Here is a 15093-nt window from a genome sequence, read left to right as displayed (position 1 = left end):
AACCAGCCTATAGATATAGCTAGAAAGGAAAGCCATTCAATGCCGCAGGTGGATCCCGAACTCTTCGACCGCGGCCAGTTCCAGGCTGAACTGGCCCTGAAGGCAAGCCCCATCTCGGCGTTCAAGAAAGCGATCCGCCAGGCCCACGAAGTGCTCGACCAGCGCTTTCGCAGCGGCCGCGATATCCGCCGGCTGATCGAGGACCGCGCCTGGTTCGTCGACAACATCCTGCAAAAGGCCTGGGAGCAGTTCAACTGGAGCGAGGACGCCGACATCGCCCTGGTGGCGGTGGGCGGCTACGGGCGCGGTGAACTGCACCCTTATTCCGACATCGACCTGCTGATCCTGCTGGACAGCGCCGATCATGAGATTTTCCGCGATTCCATCGAGCGCTTCCTGACGCTGTTGTGGGACATCGGCCTGGAAGTCGGCCAGAGCGTGCGCTCGGTACAGGAATGCGCCGACGAAGCCCGCGCCGACCTGACAGTGATCACCAACCTGATGGAAAGCCGCACCGTCGCCGGCCCCGAGCGACTGCGCCAGCGCATGCTCGACGTCACCAGCACGGCGCACATGTGGCCGAGCAAGGACTTTTTCCTGGCCAAGCGCGCCGAACAGAAGGCTCGCCACCACAAGTACAACGACACCGAGTACAACCTGGAACCCAACGTCAAGGGCTCGCCCGGCGGCCTGCGGGATATCCAGACGATCCTGTGGGTAGCCCGTCGGCAGTACGGCACGCTCAATCTGCGGGCCCTGGCCGGAGAAGGTTTCCTGGTGGAAAGCGAGAATGCCCTGCTCGCCTCGTCCCAGGAATTCCTGTGGAAGGTGCGCTACGCCCTTCATATGCTCGCCGGGCGCTCCGAGGACCGCCTGCTGTTCGACCACCAGCGCTCCATCGCAGGCTTGCTGGGTTTCGAAGGCCAGGACGCCAAGCAGTCCATTGAAAACTTCATGCAGCAGTATTACCGCGTGGTGATGAGCATTGCCCAGCTCAGCGAGCTGATCATCCAGCACTTCGAAGAGGTCATTCTCGCCTCCGAGGATGAGGCGCCGCCGCAGCCGATCAATTCGCGATTCCAGCTGCACGACGGCTACATCGAGGCGCGCAACGCCAACGTGTTCCGCCGCACCCCGTTCGCCATGCTTGAGATTTTCGTGCTCATGGCCCAACAGCCGGAAATCAAGGGCGTGCGCGCCGACACCATTCGCCTGTTGCGGGAAAACCGTCATTTGATCGATGACGACTTCCGCAACGACATTCGCAACACCAGCCTGTTCATCGAGCTGTTCAAGTGCAAGATTGGCGTGCACCGCAACCTGCGCCGGATGAACCGCTACGGGATCCTCGGGCGCTACCTGCCGGAGTTCGGCCATATCGTCGGGCAGATGCAGCACGACTTGTTCCACATCTATACGGTCGACGCCCACACGCTGAACCTGATCAAGCACCTGCGCAAGCTGCAATACACCCAGGTGTCAGAGAAATTCCCGCTGGCCAGCAAACTCATGGCCAAGCTGCCCAAGCCCGAGCTGATCTACATGGCGGGGCTCTATCACGACATCGGCAAGGGCCGCCAGGGCGACCATTCCGAGATCGGCGCGGTGGATGCCGAGGCGTTCTGCCAGCGGCACCAACTGCCGGTATGGGACAGCCGGCTGATCGTCTGGCTGGTGCAAAACCACTTGATGATGTCGACCACGGCCCAGCGCAAGGACTTGTCCGACCCGCAGGTGATCCACGATTTCGCCCAGACCGTCGGCGATGAGACGCGCCTGGATTACCTCTACGTGCTGACCGTGGCCGACATCAACGCCACCAACCCGACCCTGTGGAACTCCTGGCGCGCGAGCCTGCTGCGCCAGTTGTACACCGAGACCAAGCGGGCCCTGCGTCGAGGCCTGGAAAACCCGGTAGATCGCGAAGAGCAGATCCGTCGCACCCAGAGCGCGGCCCTGGACATCCTGGTACGTGGCGGCACCGATCCGGACGATGTCGAGCAGCTCTGGTCGCAACTGGGCGATGATTATTTCCTGCGCCACACCGCCGGCGACGTGGCCTGGCACAGCGACGCGATCCTGCAGCAGCCGGCCGACGGCGGACCGCTGGTGTTGATCAAGGAAACCACCCAACGCGAGTTCGAGGGCGGCACGCAGATCTTCATCTACGCCCCGGACCAGCACGATTTCTTCGCGGTGACCGTGGCGGCGATGGACCAGCTCAACCTCAACATCCATGATGCCCGGGTCATTACGTCCACCAGCCAGTTCACCCTCGACACCTACATCGTGCTCGACACCGACGGCGATTCGATCGGTGACAACCCGGCGCGGATCAAGCAGATTCGCGATGGCCTCACCGAGGCCCTGCGCAACCCGGCGGATTACCCGACTATCATCCAGCGTCGGGTGCCGCGCCAGCTCAAGCATTTCGCCTTTGCTCCCCAGGTGACGATCCACAACGACGCCCAGCGCCAGGTCACCGTGCTGGAGCTCAGCGCGCCGGACCGCCCGGGGCTGCTGGCGCGGGTCGGCCATATCTTCCTGGAATTCGACCTGTCGCTGCAGAACGCCAAGATCGCCACGCTCGGCGAACGGGTAGAAGACGTGTTCTTCATTACCGACGCCCATAATCATCCGCTGTCCGATCCGCAACTGTGCAGCCGCTTGCAGGAAGCGATCGTCCAGCATTTGAGCGTCAACCAGGAACCCGACGCCCACCTGACACGCATCAGCATCTGAATCAATAAATCCCCCCCTGTGGGAGCGAGCTTGCTCGCGATGGCGTCGGATCATCCAGATTGATGTTGCCTGAGCCACCGCTATCGCGAGCAAGCTCGCTCCCACAGAGGGCAGTGCCCACATTGACGAGGCCCCCGATGAACAACGCTCTGAACCAGCTCCAGCCCTACCCGTTCGAGAAACTCCGCGCCCTGCTCGGCAGCGTCACGCCCAACCCGGACAAGCGCCCAATCGCGCTGTCGATCGGCGAGCCCAAGCATCGTTCGCCGAGCTTCGTGGCCGAGGCCTTGGCCAGCAATCTGGAAAAAATGGCGGTGTACCCGACCACCCTCGGTATTCCGGAACTGCGTGAAGCCATCACTGGCTGGTGCGAGCGTCGCTTCAATGTACCGAACGGTTGGCTCGACCCGGCGCGCCACGTGCTGCCGGTCAATGGCACCCGCGAAGCCTTGTTCGCCTTCACCCAGACCGTGGTCAACCGTGGCGACGACGCCCTGGTGGTAAGCCCGAACCCGTTCTACCAGATCTACGAAGGCGCGGCGTTCCTGGCCGGGGCCAAGCCGCACTACCTGCCGTGCCTGGATGCCAACGGCTTCAACCCGGATTTCGATGCCGTCTCGCCGGATATCTGGAAACGCTGCCAGATCCTGTTCCTGTGCTCCCCCGGCAACCCGACCGGCGCGCTGATTCCGGTGGACGTGCTGAAGAAACTCATCGCCCTGGCGGATGAACATGACTTCGTCATCGCCTCGGACGAGTGCTACAGCGAGCTCTACTTCGACGAACAAACCCCGCCGCCAGGCCTGCTTACCGCCTGCGTCGAACTGGGCCGCAAGGACTTCAAGCGTTGCGTGGTGTTCCACAGCCTGTCCAAGCGCTCCAACCTGCCCGGCCTGCGCTCCGGCTTCGTGACTGGCGACGCGGATATCCTCAAGGGCTTCCTGCTGTACCGCACCTATCACGGCTGCGCGATGCCGGTTCAGACTCAACTGGCAAGCATCGCCGCGTGGAACGACGAAGTCCACGTGCGGGCCAACCGTGCGCTGTACCGGGAAAAATTCGACGCCGTATTGGACATCCTCAGCCCAGTGCTGGACGTGCAACGCCCCGACGGCAGCTTCTACCTGTGGCCGAACGTGGCGGGCGATGACGCAGCCTTCTGCCGTGACCTGTTCGAACAGGAACACGTGACCGTCGTCCCAGGCTCGTACCTGTCCCGCGACGTGGACGGCGTCAACCCAGGCGCCGGTCGCGTGCGCATGGCCCTGGTCGCGCCATTGGCGGAGTGTGTGGAAGCGGCGGAGCGGATCCGCGCATTCATCCAGCGTCGGGGTTGATGGCTATATCGCACTGAAGCGGACCGCTGTTGTGGCGAGGGAGCTTGCTCCCGCTGGATCTGTAGGAGCTGACGAGCGAAGCGAGGCTGCGATTTTTTTCACTGCCAATTGAGTCTGAGCGAAGGATCAAAAGATCGCAGGCTTCGCCAGCGCCTACAGAGCCCAGCGGGAGCAAGCTCCCTCGCCACAGGTTCAGTGTTCTGTCGGGATTTTGTGGTTGTCTTTCAATTTATCGCGAGCAGGCTCGCTCCCACAGTGGGTGGATGTGTTCACAGAACTCGTGATCGACACCAGCCCTTGTGGGAGCGAGCTCCCGCTTCCGACGGACAACCTTAAAAACTTGTCGGAAACTTCGACACGTCTGACAGACCACGATCCCTGTGGCGAGGGAGCTTGCTCCCGCTGGATCTGTAGGAGCTGACGAGCGAAGCGAGGCTGCGATTTTTTTCACTGCCAATTGAGTCTGAGCGAAGGATCAAAAGATCGCAGGCTTCGCCAGCTCCTACAGAACCCAGCGGGAGCAAGCTCCCTCGCCACAATTAGCTTTGCGCCGTGACTGCTATTTCCCCAACCCCAAATTCGCCTCCGCCAAATCCAGCTCCCCCAGCACCTCCCGCAACACATCGTCGCCAATCTGGTGATGCCGACTAAGTCGATACAACTCCAGTCGCTGCGCCCGATAGGCCTTCAACCGCAGCCGACGTTCCAGCAAATCCATTTCGAACGCCAGCGCCTGGGCTTCGGCGGAGTCGTTGAACACCTCGAGCTGATGGCGATATTCGGACATCAGCCGGGCCTTGACCTCGGTCGCCAGCGCAGCCTGGGCCGCATCAGGCGCAGCGCTTGCCTCTTCGATTTCCAACGCATGGATCGCCGCTTCAGCGGTTTTGCGCCAGGCCTCGCGGACCTCGTTGCGGCGTTTGTCGTCGGGGCTTTTCTCGATACCTCGCAGCAGCAATGGCAGGGCGATGCAGGCCGCGATCAGCGACAACAGAATCACCCCGGCGGCGATGAAGATCAGCAAGTCTCGCTCCGGGAATTCAACACCGGCGCTCAACAACAACGGCACCGACAGCACGCCCGCCAGCGTCACCGCCCCACGCACCCCGCCGAAGGTCAACAACCAGCAGGAACGCGCCGTCGGCACCAGGGTCAGTTCGCGCTCACCGCGCCAACGACGCAACAGCCCGGACACGCGCCAGATGCTTTGCACCCAGACAAACCGCAGCACCAACAGCACCAGGAAAATCGCCACTACGTCCAGGCAGCGATAAAACAGCGTTGGCCACAACGTCGGCTCATGGCTGGTCACGGCCTTGATGATGTCCGGCAGTTGCAAGCCCAGCAGCAGGAAGATCAAGCCATTGAAGGCAAACTCCAACAGCGACCAGACGCTGCGATTGAGCAGGCGGGTGCCGGTCTGGCGGGGCAGCAGATCAAGCCAGCTCTGCATCATCCCCGCCGCCACCGCCGAGAGAATCCCCGAGGCACCCAAGCGTTCAGCCAGCACATAGGCGGCAAACGGCAGTAACAACATGAACACCACGTGGGTAGCCGGATCATCCCAGCCCCGGGCAATCATCCAGGCCCGCAAGCGGCCCACCAGCCAACTCAGGGCCACGCCCACCAACAGGCCGCCAACCGCCACCAGGACAAAGGCCAGGCTCGCACCCGCCAGGGAAAACACGCCGGTGATCGCCGCTGCCAGGGCGAACTTGAAGGTCACCAGGCCCGACGCATCGTTCATCAACGCCTCGCCCTGAAGCATGTGCATCAGCGGGGCGGGCAAGCGGTCCCGGGCAATTGCCGAGACCGCCACGGCGTCGGTCGGCGACAACACCGCCGCCAGGGCAAACGCCACCGGCAACGGGATACCGGGCAGCAACCAATGAATGAAATACCCCGCCCCAACGACCGTGAACAGCACCAAACCGACCGCCAGCGTCAGGATCGGCCCCCGCAGGCGCCAAAGCTCACGCTTGGGCATGCGCCAACCATCTGAGAACAGCAGCGGCGGCAGGAACAGAAACAGGAACAACTCGGGATCCAGCGCCACGTGCAACCCCAGCGAGGGCCAGGCCAGCACGGCACCGGCGCCGATCTGCACCAGGGGCAACGGCAGCGGGACCAGCCGTCCGATCAGGCGCGACACGCCCACCAGCATCAACAGGATCAGGACGGTATAGGCGCTTTGCATAACGGACTTCCAATGACAGCCATACACATCTCCGGCAACAGCTTGCCGTTGAAGTGCCATATTATCTGCCAAGGTGAACCACTGCCTTTGCACATTGGTCGCACCTCAGCGACAACAATGCGCCATCGTCCGTCGGCCGCCCCTAACCTCCACGCGGCAGGGGCGACCGGCAATCAATCAACGCTAAACCGCTCGCTCGGCGGCACTGAGGGTCGAGCGGGCCGAGACAAAATCGATGCTGTCACCCTCATTGTCGCTCTCTTCCTCGACGTGTTCGGCCACCGGCGTTTCAACCAAAGGCAACATTCCCTGCAGCTCATCCGGATGAGCGGGACCGGCGGATAGCCTGTCCAACGCAGCGGACGCCTTGTCCGCCAACGGCTGCGTCATCACCGCCGTGGTCACCCAGGCGGCGAGCACCGGGGCCATGGTGGCGGTGACGGTCGCCTTGCCCGCCGCCGCAACCCCCGCAGGCGAAATCCCGGCGTTCCTGGCCGCGTTGACAGCGGCGGTCTGGGCCATGCCGATCGCAGTAATACCGCCGGCCAACGCGCCGAGCCCACTGACCAAGCCCGTCGGCGTCACCAAGGCTTGCAGCGATTTGCTGCCATCGCGCATCGCGTCCAGCGGCAGGCTGCCGACCCGCTTGGCAATCCCCATCGCCGCACTTCCTACGCCATAATTCTTGAGATCCTTGTAGCGCTGATGCCAGTCCTGGCGCCCCAACAGGTATTCCGGGCCAATCCGGTGTTTCGATTTATCGATGGAATGTTGCAAGTCATAGGCCGCCATGCCGGAAAGCGGGGAACCGACAGCCGCCATCACCGAGTCCACCTTGCTGCCCGTTTGCGCATCGACCGTTTTTGTCACCACGGGTTGGACCACTGTGCGCAAGACGTTTCGGGCGGTGAAGGTCTGGAAGGTCAGGCTGCCTTCGACAGCCTGGGTCGTCAGGCTCGGCTTCACTGCCTGGGCGGCTTCCTGCATGACCGGCTCCAGCTCGGCATTGTCGGCCACCAGCCACTGGGTATCGCTGGTGGCTCGCTTCATCAGGCCATTGCCGACCGTGTCGGCGGCGCTGCTGACCAGGCCGGCAATCGCCGACAGCGCCAACGGCGCGGTAATCGAGCCATTGCCGGTCACCGCCGGGGCGAAGTCCAGCGCGATGGACGCCGCGCCGAAGGGAACCGAACGGAGGAATCCAACGGTGTCATGGGCTGCGCGATCCAGGCGCGAGCCCTTGGTGAGCACGGCGTCGACGCTTTCCGCGGTTTCGCCGTCATTGGCCAAGGTCCGGGAACGATCGTCGATCAGTGCTTCGAAGGCCTCGCGATTGGCGCCGTTCATATGGGGCTCGAATACCCGGGTGAGCTGGGCCTTGATGGCGACCGTCCGATTGGCCAGGTCCTGTTCAGCCGTGACTGGGCCGATCGCGATGGCCGCAGTGGTCCCGGTGGTCGACGTCGTTGAAGGGGGCGGGAGTGTTTCTTCAGTTTGATCCGTCAGTGGATGGAAGGGTGTCAGGGAGATGGAATCCATGGGCGGGGTCTCTTGTGTGGAAAGTGCTGGGTCTACCTGTGCTGTGTGGCCACCGCCTTCCGATCGGTTCCGCCTCGTCCGATCCGTCGCGACAGTCAAGGCACTGAAAGGAACGACGTGGCATAATCGTCGGCTGATTTTCAGGACGATACCGGGAACGTTTTGGGGGAGCACTCATGCCCAATGAAAACAAGCACTTACAGCTTTTCGGCATCAAAGCCTGCGATACGATGAAAAAAGCCCGCACCTGGCTCGATGAGCACGCGGTGCCCTATGACTTTCACGATTACAAAACTGCCGGCATCGACCGTGAGCACCTGACCCAATGGTGCAACGAGCATGGCTGGCAAGTGGTGTTGAACCGTGCCGGTACGACCTTTCGCAAACTCGACGACGAACGCAAAGCCGATCTCGACCAGACGAAAGCCATCGAACTGATGCTCGCCCAACCCTCGATGATCAAGCGCCCGGTGCTCGATCTCGGTGACCGAACCCTGATTGGCTTCAAGCCAGATATTTATGCGGCAGAAATCAAGTAAGCCTGCCCAGTCCATTTTGTAGAGGTAATTCCATGTCCACTACCCTGTTCAGCCTGGCCTTCGGCGTCGGCACCCAAAACCGTGAAGGCGCCTGGCTGGAAGTCTTCTACGCGCAGCCACTGCTCAAGCCGTCGGCAGAGATCGTCGCAGCCATCGCCCCGATCCTGGGCTACAGCGAAGGCAACCAGGCCATCACCTTCACCACCGCCCAGGCGTCCCAACTGGCTGAAGCACTGCGCAACGTCGACGCCACCCAAGCCGCGCTGTTGACCCGCCTGGCCGAAAGCCACAAGCCGCTGGTCGCCACCCTTCTGGCCGAAGATGCCCAACTGTCTTCCACGCCTGAGGCCTACCTCAAGCTGCACCTGCTGTCCCATCGCCTGGTCAAGCCTCATGGCCTGAACCTGGCCGGCATCTTCCCGCTGCTGCCGAACGTGGCCTGGACCAGCCAAGGCGCGATCGACCTGGCCGAACTGGCCGAGCACCAGCTCGAAGCCCGCCTGCGTGGCGAGTTGCTGGAAGTGTTCTCGGTGGACAAGTTCCCGAAAATGACCGACTACGTGGTCCCGGCCGGTGTGCGCATCGCCGATGCCGCGCGTCTGCGCCTGGGCGCCTATGTGGGCGAAGGCACCACAGTCATGCACGAAGGTTTCGTCAACTTCAACGCTGGCACCGAAGGCCCGGGCATGATCGAAGGCCGTGTCTCGGCGGGCGTGTTCGTCGGCAAGGGCTCGGACCTGGGCGGCGGCTGCTCGACCATGGGCACCCTGTCGGGTGGCGGCAACATCGTGATCAAGGTCGGCGAAGGCTGCCTGATCGGCGCGAACGCCGGCATCGGCATCCCGCTGGGCGACCGCAACACCGTGGAGTCGGGCCTGTACGTAACGGCTGGCACCAAGGTCGCCCTACTGGATGAAAACAACCAGTTGGTGAAAGTGGTCAAGGCCCGCGACCTGGCCGGCCAACCTGACCTGTTGTTCCGCCGCAATTCCGAAACCGGCGCGGTGGAATGCAAGACGCACAAGTCGGCCATCGAGCTGAACGAAGCACTGCACGCGCATAACTAAGCGGCTTCACACAGTCACCTGTGGGAGCAGGCTTCTGTGGGAGCCGAGCTTGCTCGCGATGGCAGCGACACGGTTTTACTGCAAGACCGCGTCATCGTTCATCGCGAGCAAGCTCGGCTCCCACAAAAAAGCCCGCTCCCACAGGGTCCGGCGTAACTCCAGCAGGGCCCGCAAGCATGTTGATTCAATCCCCCTGGCGTGCCGATTTCCCGGCCATCGCCGCCCTGCAAAGGCAAGGCCAGACCTATCTGGACAACGCCGCCACCACACAAAAACCCCAAGCCTTGCTCGACGCGCTGGCGCATTACTATGCCAACGGTGCGGCCAACGTACACCGTGCTCAACACCTGCCCGGCGCCCTGGCCACCCAGGCATTCGAAGACAGTCGCCTCAAGGTTTCACAATGGCTCAACGCGGGGAACTGTGGGCAGGTGGTTTTCACCCACGGCGCGACTTCGGCGCTGAACCTGCTGGCCTACGGGCTGGAACACCTGTTCAACCCGGGCGATGAGATCATCGTCAGCGCCCTGGAACATCACGCCAACCTGCTGCCCTGGCAGCAACTGGCGGAGCGTCGCGCGTTGACGCTGGTGGTGCTGCCGCTGGATGCCGATGGGGTGATCGATACGAGCGCCGCCGCCGAGCTGATCGGCCCGCGCACGCGCCTGTTGGCGGTGAGCCAGTTGTCCAACGTCCTCGGCACCTGGCAGCCGTTGCCGGCGCTGTTGGCGATGGCCAAGGCGCAGGGCGCGCTGACGGTCATCGATGGCGCCCAGGGCGTGGTCCACGGCCGCCATGATGTGGAGGCACTGGGCTGCGACTTCTACGTGTTTTCCAGCCACAAGCTCTACGGCCCCGAAGGCCTGGGGGCGCTGTTCGGTCGCAGCGAAGCGCTGGGTCAACTGCGTCATTGGCAGTTTGGCGGCGAAATGGTCCAGCAGGCCGATTACCACAGCGCCACCTTCCGCCCGGCGCCACTGGGTTTCGAGGCTGGCACACCGCCTATCGCCAGTGTGATCGGTTTGGGCGCGACGCTGGATTACCTGTCCGGTCTCGACGGGCAGGCGGTCATCGATCATGAAACCGCCCTGCACGACTATCTACTTCACGGTCTGCAGGCGCGCAACGGCGTGCGTTTGGTCGGCAGTCCGCAACGCGCGCTGGTCAGCTTCGTGGTCGATGGCATCCACAACGCCGACCTGGCGCACCTGCTGACCGAGCAAGGCATCGCCGTGCGCGCCGGGCATCATTGCGCGATGCCGTTGTTCAAGCATCTCGAGCTTTCCGGGGCGATCCGGGTGTCGCTGGCGCTGTACAACGATTCCGCCGATATCGAGCGTTTCTTCGAGGCGCTGGACCAGGCCCTGGAGATGCTGCGATGAACCTGCCTGACGATGCTGTCGCCGCACTGCAGATTTTCCAGGACGCCGCCGGGTGGGAACAACGCGCCCGGCTGTTGATGCAATGGGGCGAGCGCCTGGCGCCGCTAAGCGATGAAGATAAGTGCGACGCCAACCTTGTCAGCGGTTGTGAAAGCCAGGTGTGGTTGGTGGGTCAGTTGCAGGACGGCCACTGGCAGTTTTCCGCCAGCAGCGATGCGCGGTTGATCCGTGGCCTGGTGGCGTTGCTGCTGGCGCGGGTCAATGGCTTGTCCGCTGAAGAATTACGGCAGGTGGACTTGCCGGACTGGTTCAATCAATTGGGATTGTCGCGGCAGTTGTCGCCGTCGCGTAGCAACGGGTTGAATGCAGTGTTGAAGCGGATGCGCGAATTGACGCAATAACTGTGGCGAGGGAGCTTGCTCCCGCTTGAGTGCGCCCGTAGGAGCTGTGTAGGAGCAGTCGAGTGAAACGAGGCTGCGATCTTTTCCCTGACACTTGAATCTAATGCGAAAGATCAAGATCAAAAGATCGCAGCCTTCGGCAGCTCCTACAGAGTCCAGCGGGAGCAAGCTCCCTCGCCACAGGTTCACCACTCCCTTAGTGAGCAGCGTTGCATTACCGCCCGGGCTTGACCCGATCCGCCGGTCGCCGCACGCCCGCGACAATCTTATCCACAGCCTTGGTCGCCGCGACCATGCCGAATGTCGCCGTGACCATCATCACCGCGCCGAACCCGCCGGCGCAGTCAAGCTTGACGCCGTCGCCGACAAAACTCTTCTGCAAGCAAATACTGCCGTCCGGTTTCGGGTAGCGCAGTTGTTCGGTGGAGAACACGCAAGGCACGCTGTAATGGCGGGTCACGGTGCGGGAGAAGCCGTAGTCGCGGCGCAAGGTCGAGCGCACCTTGGAGGCCAGCGGATCGTTGAACGTACGGTTCAAGTCGCAGACCTGGATAAGCGTCGGGTCGATCTGCCCGCCCGCACCGCCGGTGGTGATGATCTGGATCTTGCGGCGCTTGCACCAGGCGATCAGCGCGGCCTTGGCGTTGACGCTGTCGATGCAGTCGATCACGCAATCGATGTTCGGCGTGATGTACTCGGCCATGGTGTCGCGGGTCACGAAGTCCGCCACTGCGTGCACCGTGCAGTCGGGATTGATGCCACGCAGCCGCTCGGCCATCACTTCGACCTTGGGCTTGCCGACAGTGCTGTCCAACGCATGTAACTGGCGGTTGGCGTTGCTGACGCAGACGTCGTCCAGGTCGAACAGCGAGATCTCGCCCACGCCGCAACGGGCGATGGCTTCCGCCGCCCAGGAACCGACGCCACCGACACCGACAATCGCCACATGGGCCGCCCGCAGGCGCGCCAGGCCTTCGATGCCATACAAACGGGCGATGCCGGCAAACCGTGGATCTTCTGTACTCATGACCATAACCCCAAAAACCGGCGCGCATTATAGGGCTTTGCCACAGCAATTCGAGCTGTTCGCGAATTGAACCCCACCAATTCCCCCTTGTGGGAGCGAGCTTGCTCGCGATGGTGTCAGTCCAGTCAATAGAGTATCGACTGATCCACCGCCATCGCGAGCAAGCTCGCTCCCACAGGTTTTGTGTTCCACCTGTCCCACGCCAGGGGCCCATGGTGGTCGTTTTGCTATAAGATAACCGCCATTTTGCGCGAGCCAGCCCGCGCCTGTACAAGCCTGCGTTCACACAATATTCCCGGAGTTTTACATGACGGCCCACGCCGACCTCTCGCCGACCCTGCAACTCGCCTGCGACCTGATCCGCCGCCCGTCCGTGACGCCGGCCGATGCCGATTGCCAGAAACTGATGATGCAGCGCCTGGGCGACGCCGGTTTCACACTGGAGCCGATGCGCATCGAGGATGTGGATAACTTCTGGGCCAGCCATGGCAAGCATGACGGCCCGGTGTTGTGCTTCGCCGGTCACACCGATGTGGTGCCGACCGGCCCGGTGCAGGCCTGGCAGCTCGACCCGTTCGATGCCGTCATCGACGAACATGGCATGCTCTGCGGCCGTGGCGCGGCGGACATGAAAGGCAGCCTGGCGGCCATGGTCGTCGCGGCCGAACGGTTCGTCGCCGACTACCCGGACCACAAGGGCTCGCTGACCTTCCTGATCACCAGCGATGAAGAAGGCCCGGCCCACCACGGCACCAAAGCCGTGGTCGAACGCCTCAAGGCCCGCCAGGAACGCCTGGACTGGTGCATCGTCGGCGAACCGTCGAGCACCACGCTGGTGGGCGATGTGGTCAAGAACGGTCGTCGTGGTTCCCTCGGCGCGAAGCTGACCGTGCGCGGCAAGCAAGGCCACGTGGCTTATCCACACCTGGCGAAGAACCCGATCCACCTCGCCGCGCCAGCCCTGGCCGAACTGGCCGCCGAGCACTGGGACCACGGCAATGATTTCTTCCCGCCAACCAGCTTCCAGATCTCCAACCTCAATTCCGGCACCGGCGCGACCAACGTGATCCCCGGCGACCTGGAGGCGGTCTTCAACTTCCGCTTCTCCACCGAATCCACCGTCGAAGGCCTGCAACAGCGCGTCGCCGCGATCCTCGACAAGCATCAATTGGACTGGCACATCGACTGGGCCTTGTCCGGCCTGCCCTTCCTCACCGAGCCGGGTGCCTTGCTGGACGCCGTGTCGTCGAGCATCAAGGACGTGACGGGCCGCGAGACCAAAGCCTCCACCAGCGGCGGCACCTCCGACGGTCGTTTCATCGCCACCATGGGCACGCAGGTCGTGGAGCTGGGGCCGGTCAACGCGACCATCCACCAGGTCAACGAACGCGTGCTGGCCGCCGATCTCGACGTGCTGACCGAGATCTACTACAAGACGCTGATCAAGTTGCTCGCCTGATGCTTGCCTGTCCGATCTGCAGTGAACCGCTGAACGCGGTGGACAACGGCGTGGTGTGCCCCGCCGGGCATCGCTTCGACCGTGCGCGGCAGGGTTACCTGAACCTGCTGCCGGTGCAGCACAAGAACAGCCGCGACCCCGGCGACAACCAGGCAATGGTCGAAGCTCGCCGCGACTTTCTCAATGCCGGCCACTACGCCCCGGTCGCCCGGCGCCTGGCCGAACTGGCCGCCGAACGCGCACCTGGGCGCTGGGTCGACATCGGTTGCGGCGAAGGCTACTACACCGCGCAAATCGCCGAAGCGTTGCCCAATGCCGATGGCTACGCCCTCGACATTTCCCGTGAAGCTATCAAACGGGCCTGCAAGCGCAACCCGCAGCTGACCTGGTTGATCGCCAGCATGGCCCGGGTGCCGTTGGCGGACGGCTGCTGCCAGTTCCTCGCCAGCGTGTTCAGCCCATTGGATTGGCAGGAGGCCAAGCGCCTGCTCAGCCCCGGCGGCGGCCTGATGAAAGTCGGCCCTACCGCCGGCCACCTGATGGAGTTGCGCGAGCGCCTGTACGACGAAGTCCGCGAATACACCGATGACAAGCACCTGGCCCTGGTACCGCCGGGCATGGTGCTGGATCACAGCGAAACCCTCGAATTCAAACTGACGCTCGATAATGGGCAGGACCGCGCCAACCTGCTGGCGATGACGCCCCACGGCTGGCGCGCCAGTGCCGAACGCCGCGCCGGCGTGATCGAGCAGGCCGAGCCGTTCGAAGTCACGGTGTCGATGCGCTACGATTATTTCATTCTTCAATAATTACTTTGGGCCCCGGGCAACTGTCCGGGGCCAGTTAAATCCGCGAATGGATTTTTCAAGACCGCAGCGAGGACATCCATGCGCCAACCCGATATCGAGATTTACCTGAAGGACGCCGACGTCGACCACAAAGCCATCGCCCACTGGCTCGGCGAAGCCCTGGGGCCGTGCAGCGACTGGGTACAGAAAGGCCAGACCTACAAATGCAAGGCCGGCGGCATTCCGGTGACCTGGTTGCCCAAGGCCGTAGGAAAATGGAACAGTCTATATCTGGAAAGCGACCAGACCCCGTGGGAAGACGACATCGCCTGCGCCCGCGCCGCTTTCGCCGCACTGAACGTCGAAGTGCGTTGCGCGCCCGGTTCTTGGGTGGAAGAAGAAGGCGAAGAATCAGCGGACCGCTGGATTCGCATCAGCGCCGATGGGGAAGAAGAGATTACCTGGAAGACGGCGTGACGCTGACCTCCAGTCCACCGAAGAGCCAATGTGGGAGCGAGCTTGCTCGCGATAGCGGTCTGCCTGAGACGGTGATGTTGAATGTAACGCCGTCTTCGCGAGCAAGCTCGCTCCCACAGGGGATATGGGGTGGGCACG

Annotated in this window: 12 protein-coding genes; 9 read left to right on the top strand and 3 right to left on the bottom strand. The window is 62.9% G+C overall.

The window, feature by feature from the left end:
- Window positions 1–39 precede the first annotated feature (39 nt).
- Both M8Q45_RS02800 and dapC read left to right on the top strand, forming a co-directional pair.
- Window positions 40–2742, top strand: coding sequence for a [protein-PII] uridylyltransferase (locus M8Q45_RS02800; protein ID WP_249873493.1), 2703 nt, complete (start codon window positions 40–42; stop codon window positions 2740–2742).
- Between the two features lie 137 nt (window positions 2743–2879).
- A complete protein-coding gene (gene dapC, locus M8Q45_RS02795) occupies window positions 2880–4079 on the top strand; it encodes a succinyldiaminopimelate transaminase (protein ID WP_249873492.1) in 1200 nt (399 codons plus the stop codon).
- Between the two features lie 559 nt (window positions 4080–4638).
- Here dapC and M8Q45_RS02790 read toward each other — a convergent pair.
- On the bottom strand, window positions 4639–6276 hold the full coding sequence (locus M8Q45_RS02790; RefSeq protein WP_249873491.1) for a Na+/H+ antiporter: 1638 nt from the start codon (window positions 6274–6276) through the stop codon (window positions 4639–4641).
- 183 nt (window positions 6277–6459) lie between these two features.
- Entirely contained in the window at window positions 6460–7815 is a 1356-nt protein-coding gene (locus M8Q45_RS02785) for a type III effector protein RopAA (protein ID WP_249873490.1), read from the bottom strand.
- Window positions 7816–7991: 176 nt separating this feature from the next.
- Between M8Q45_RS02785 and M8Q45_RS02780 the strand changes: the two genes are divergently transcribed.
- From M8Q45_RS02780 to M8Q45_RS02765, 4 genes are all read left to right on the top strand, one after another.
- Window positions 7992–8354, top strand: coding sequence for an ArsC family reductase (locus tag M8Q45_RS02780; RefSeq protein WP_249873489.1), 363 nt, complete (start codon window positions 7992–7994; stop codon window positions 8352–8354).
- A 32-nt stretch (window positions 8355–8386) separates the two neighbouring features.
- Window positions 8387–9421: a 2,3,4,5-tetrahydropyridine-2,6-dicarboxylate N-succinyltransferase gene (gene dapD, locus M8Q45_RS02775; RefSeq protein ID WP_249873488.1), complete on the top strand. Its 1035-nt coding sequence runs from the start codon at window positions 8387–8389 to the stop codon at window positions 9419–9421.
- Between the two features lie 176 nt (window positions 9422–9597).
- Window positions 9598–10803 (top strand): aminotransferase class V-fold PLP-dependent enzyme, encoded by a 1206-nt coding sequence (locus tag M8Q45_RS02770; RefSeq protein ID WP_249873487.1) that lies wholly within the window; start codon window positions 9598–9600, stop codon window positions 10801–10803.
- Window positions 10800–11204, top strand: coding sequence for a SufE family protein (locus tag M8Q45_RS02765; protein WP_249873486.1), 405 nt, complete (start codon window positions 10800–10802; stop codon window positions 11202–11204). Before M8Q45_RS02770 ends, M8Q45_RS02765 begins: the two co-directional genes overlap by 4 nt.
- Before the next feature lie 214 nt (window positions 11205–11418).
- Here the strand turns inward: M8Q45_RS02765 and tcdA are convergent, their stop codons facing one another.
- The gene (gene tcdA / locus M8Q45_RS02760) at window positions 11419–12237 is read right to left on the bottom strand and encodes a tRNA cyclic N6-threonylcarbamoyladenosine(37) synthase TcdA (RefSeq protein ID WP_249873485.1); all 819 of its coding nucleotides are present in this window, start codon (window positions 12235–12237) and stop codon (window positions 11419–11421) included.
- Between the two features lie 301 nt (window positions 12238–12538).
- Between tcdA and dapE the strand changes: the two genes are divergently transcribed.
- The 3 genes from dapE (at window position 12539) to M8Q45_RS02745 (ending at window position 14955) form a co-directional block, all read left to right on the top strand.
- The gene (gene dapE, locus M8Q45_RS02755; protein WP_249873484.1) at window positions 12539–13690 is read left to right on the top strand and encodes a succinyl-diaminopimelate desuccinylase; all 1152 of its coding nucleotides are present in this window, start codon (window positions 12539–12541) and stop codon (window positions 13688–13690) included.
- Window positions 13690–14499, top strand: coding sequence for a putative RNA methyltransferase (locus M8Q45_RS02750; RefSeq protein ID WP_249873483.1), 810 nt, complete (start codon window positions 13690–13692; stop codon window positions 14497–14499). Before dapE ends, M8Q45_RS02750 begins: the two co-directional genes overlap by 1 nt.
- Window positions 14500–14577: 78 nt before the next feature.
- Window positions 14578–14955 (top strand): hypothetical protein, encoded by a 378-nt coding sequence (locus M8Q45_RS02745; RefSeq protein ID WP_039592001.1) that lies wholly within the window; start codon window positions 14578–14580, stop codon window positions 14953–14955.
- The last annotated feature ends 138 nt before the right edge of the window (window positions 14956–15093 follow it).

This window comes from Pseudomonas sp. T1.Ur (genome assembly GCF_023516725.1).
Lineage (GTDB): Bacteria > Pseudomonadota > Gammaproteobacteria > Pseudomonadales > Pseudomonadaceae > Aquipseudomonas > Aquipseudomonas alvandae.
The sequence above is the reverse complement of the archived record's forward strand: the minus strand, read 5'-3'. Positions and strand labels throughout refer to the sequence as shown.

What these genes read in the sequence shown, in the direction of transcription:
- dapE (WP_249873484.1), top strand. Translation starts at nt 12,539, where the DNA reads ATGACGGCCCACGCCGACCTCTCGCCGACCCTGCAACTCGCCTGCGAC.
- dapC (WP_249873492.1), top strand. Translation starts at nt 2,880, where the DNA reads ATGAACAACGCTCTGAACCAGCTCCAGCCCTACCCGTTCGAGAAACTC.
- M8Q45_RS02790 (WP_249873491.1), bottom strand. Translation starts at nt 6,276, where the DNA reads ATGCAAAGCGCCTATACCGTCCTGATCCTGTTGATGCTGGTGGGCGTG.
- M8Q45_RS02765 (WP_249873486.1), top strand. Translation starts at nt 10,800, where the DNA reads ATGAACCTGCCTGACGATGCTGTCGCCGCACTGCAGATTTTCCAGGAC.
- dapD (WP_249873488.1), top strand. Translation starts at nt 8,387, where the DNA reads ATGTCCACTACCCTGTTCAGCCTGGCCTTCGGCGTCGGCACCCAAAAC.
- M8Q45_RS02780 (WP_249873489.1), top strand. Translation starts at nt 7,992, where the DNA reads ATGCCCAATGAAAACAAGCACTTACAGCTTTTCGGCATCAAAGCCTGC.
- M8Q45_RS02800 (WP_249873493.1), top strand. Translation starts at nt 40, where the DNA reads ATGCCGCAGGTGGATCCCGAACTCTTCGACCGCGGCCAGTTCCAGGCT.
- M8Q45_RS02750 (WP_249873483.1), top strand. Translation starts at nt 13,690, where the DNA reads ATGCTTGCCTGTCCGATCTGCAGTGAACCGCTGAACGCGGTGGACAAC.
- M8Q45_RS02770 (WP_249873487.1), top strand. Translation starts at nt 9,598, where the DNA reads ATGTTGATTCAATCCCCCTGGCGTGCCGATTTCCCGGCCATCGCCGCC.
- tcdA (WP_249873485.1), bottom strand. Translation starts at nt 12,237, where the DNA reads ATGGTCATGAGTACAGAAGATCCACGGTTTGCCGGCATCGCCCGTTTG.
- M8Q45_RS02785 (WP_249873490.1), bottom strand. Translation starts at nt 7,815, where the DNA reads ATGGATTCCATCTCCCTGACACCCTTCCATCCACTGACGGATCAAACT.
- M8Q45_RS02745 (WP_039592001.1), top strand. Translation starts at nt 14,578, where the DNA reads ATGCGCCAACCCGATATCGAGATTTACCTGAAGGACGCCGACGTCGAC.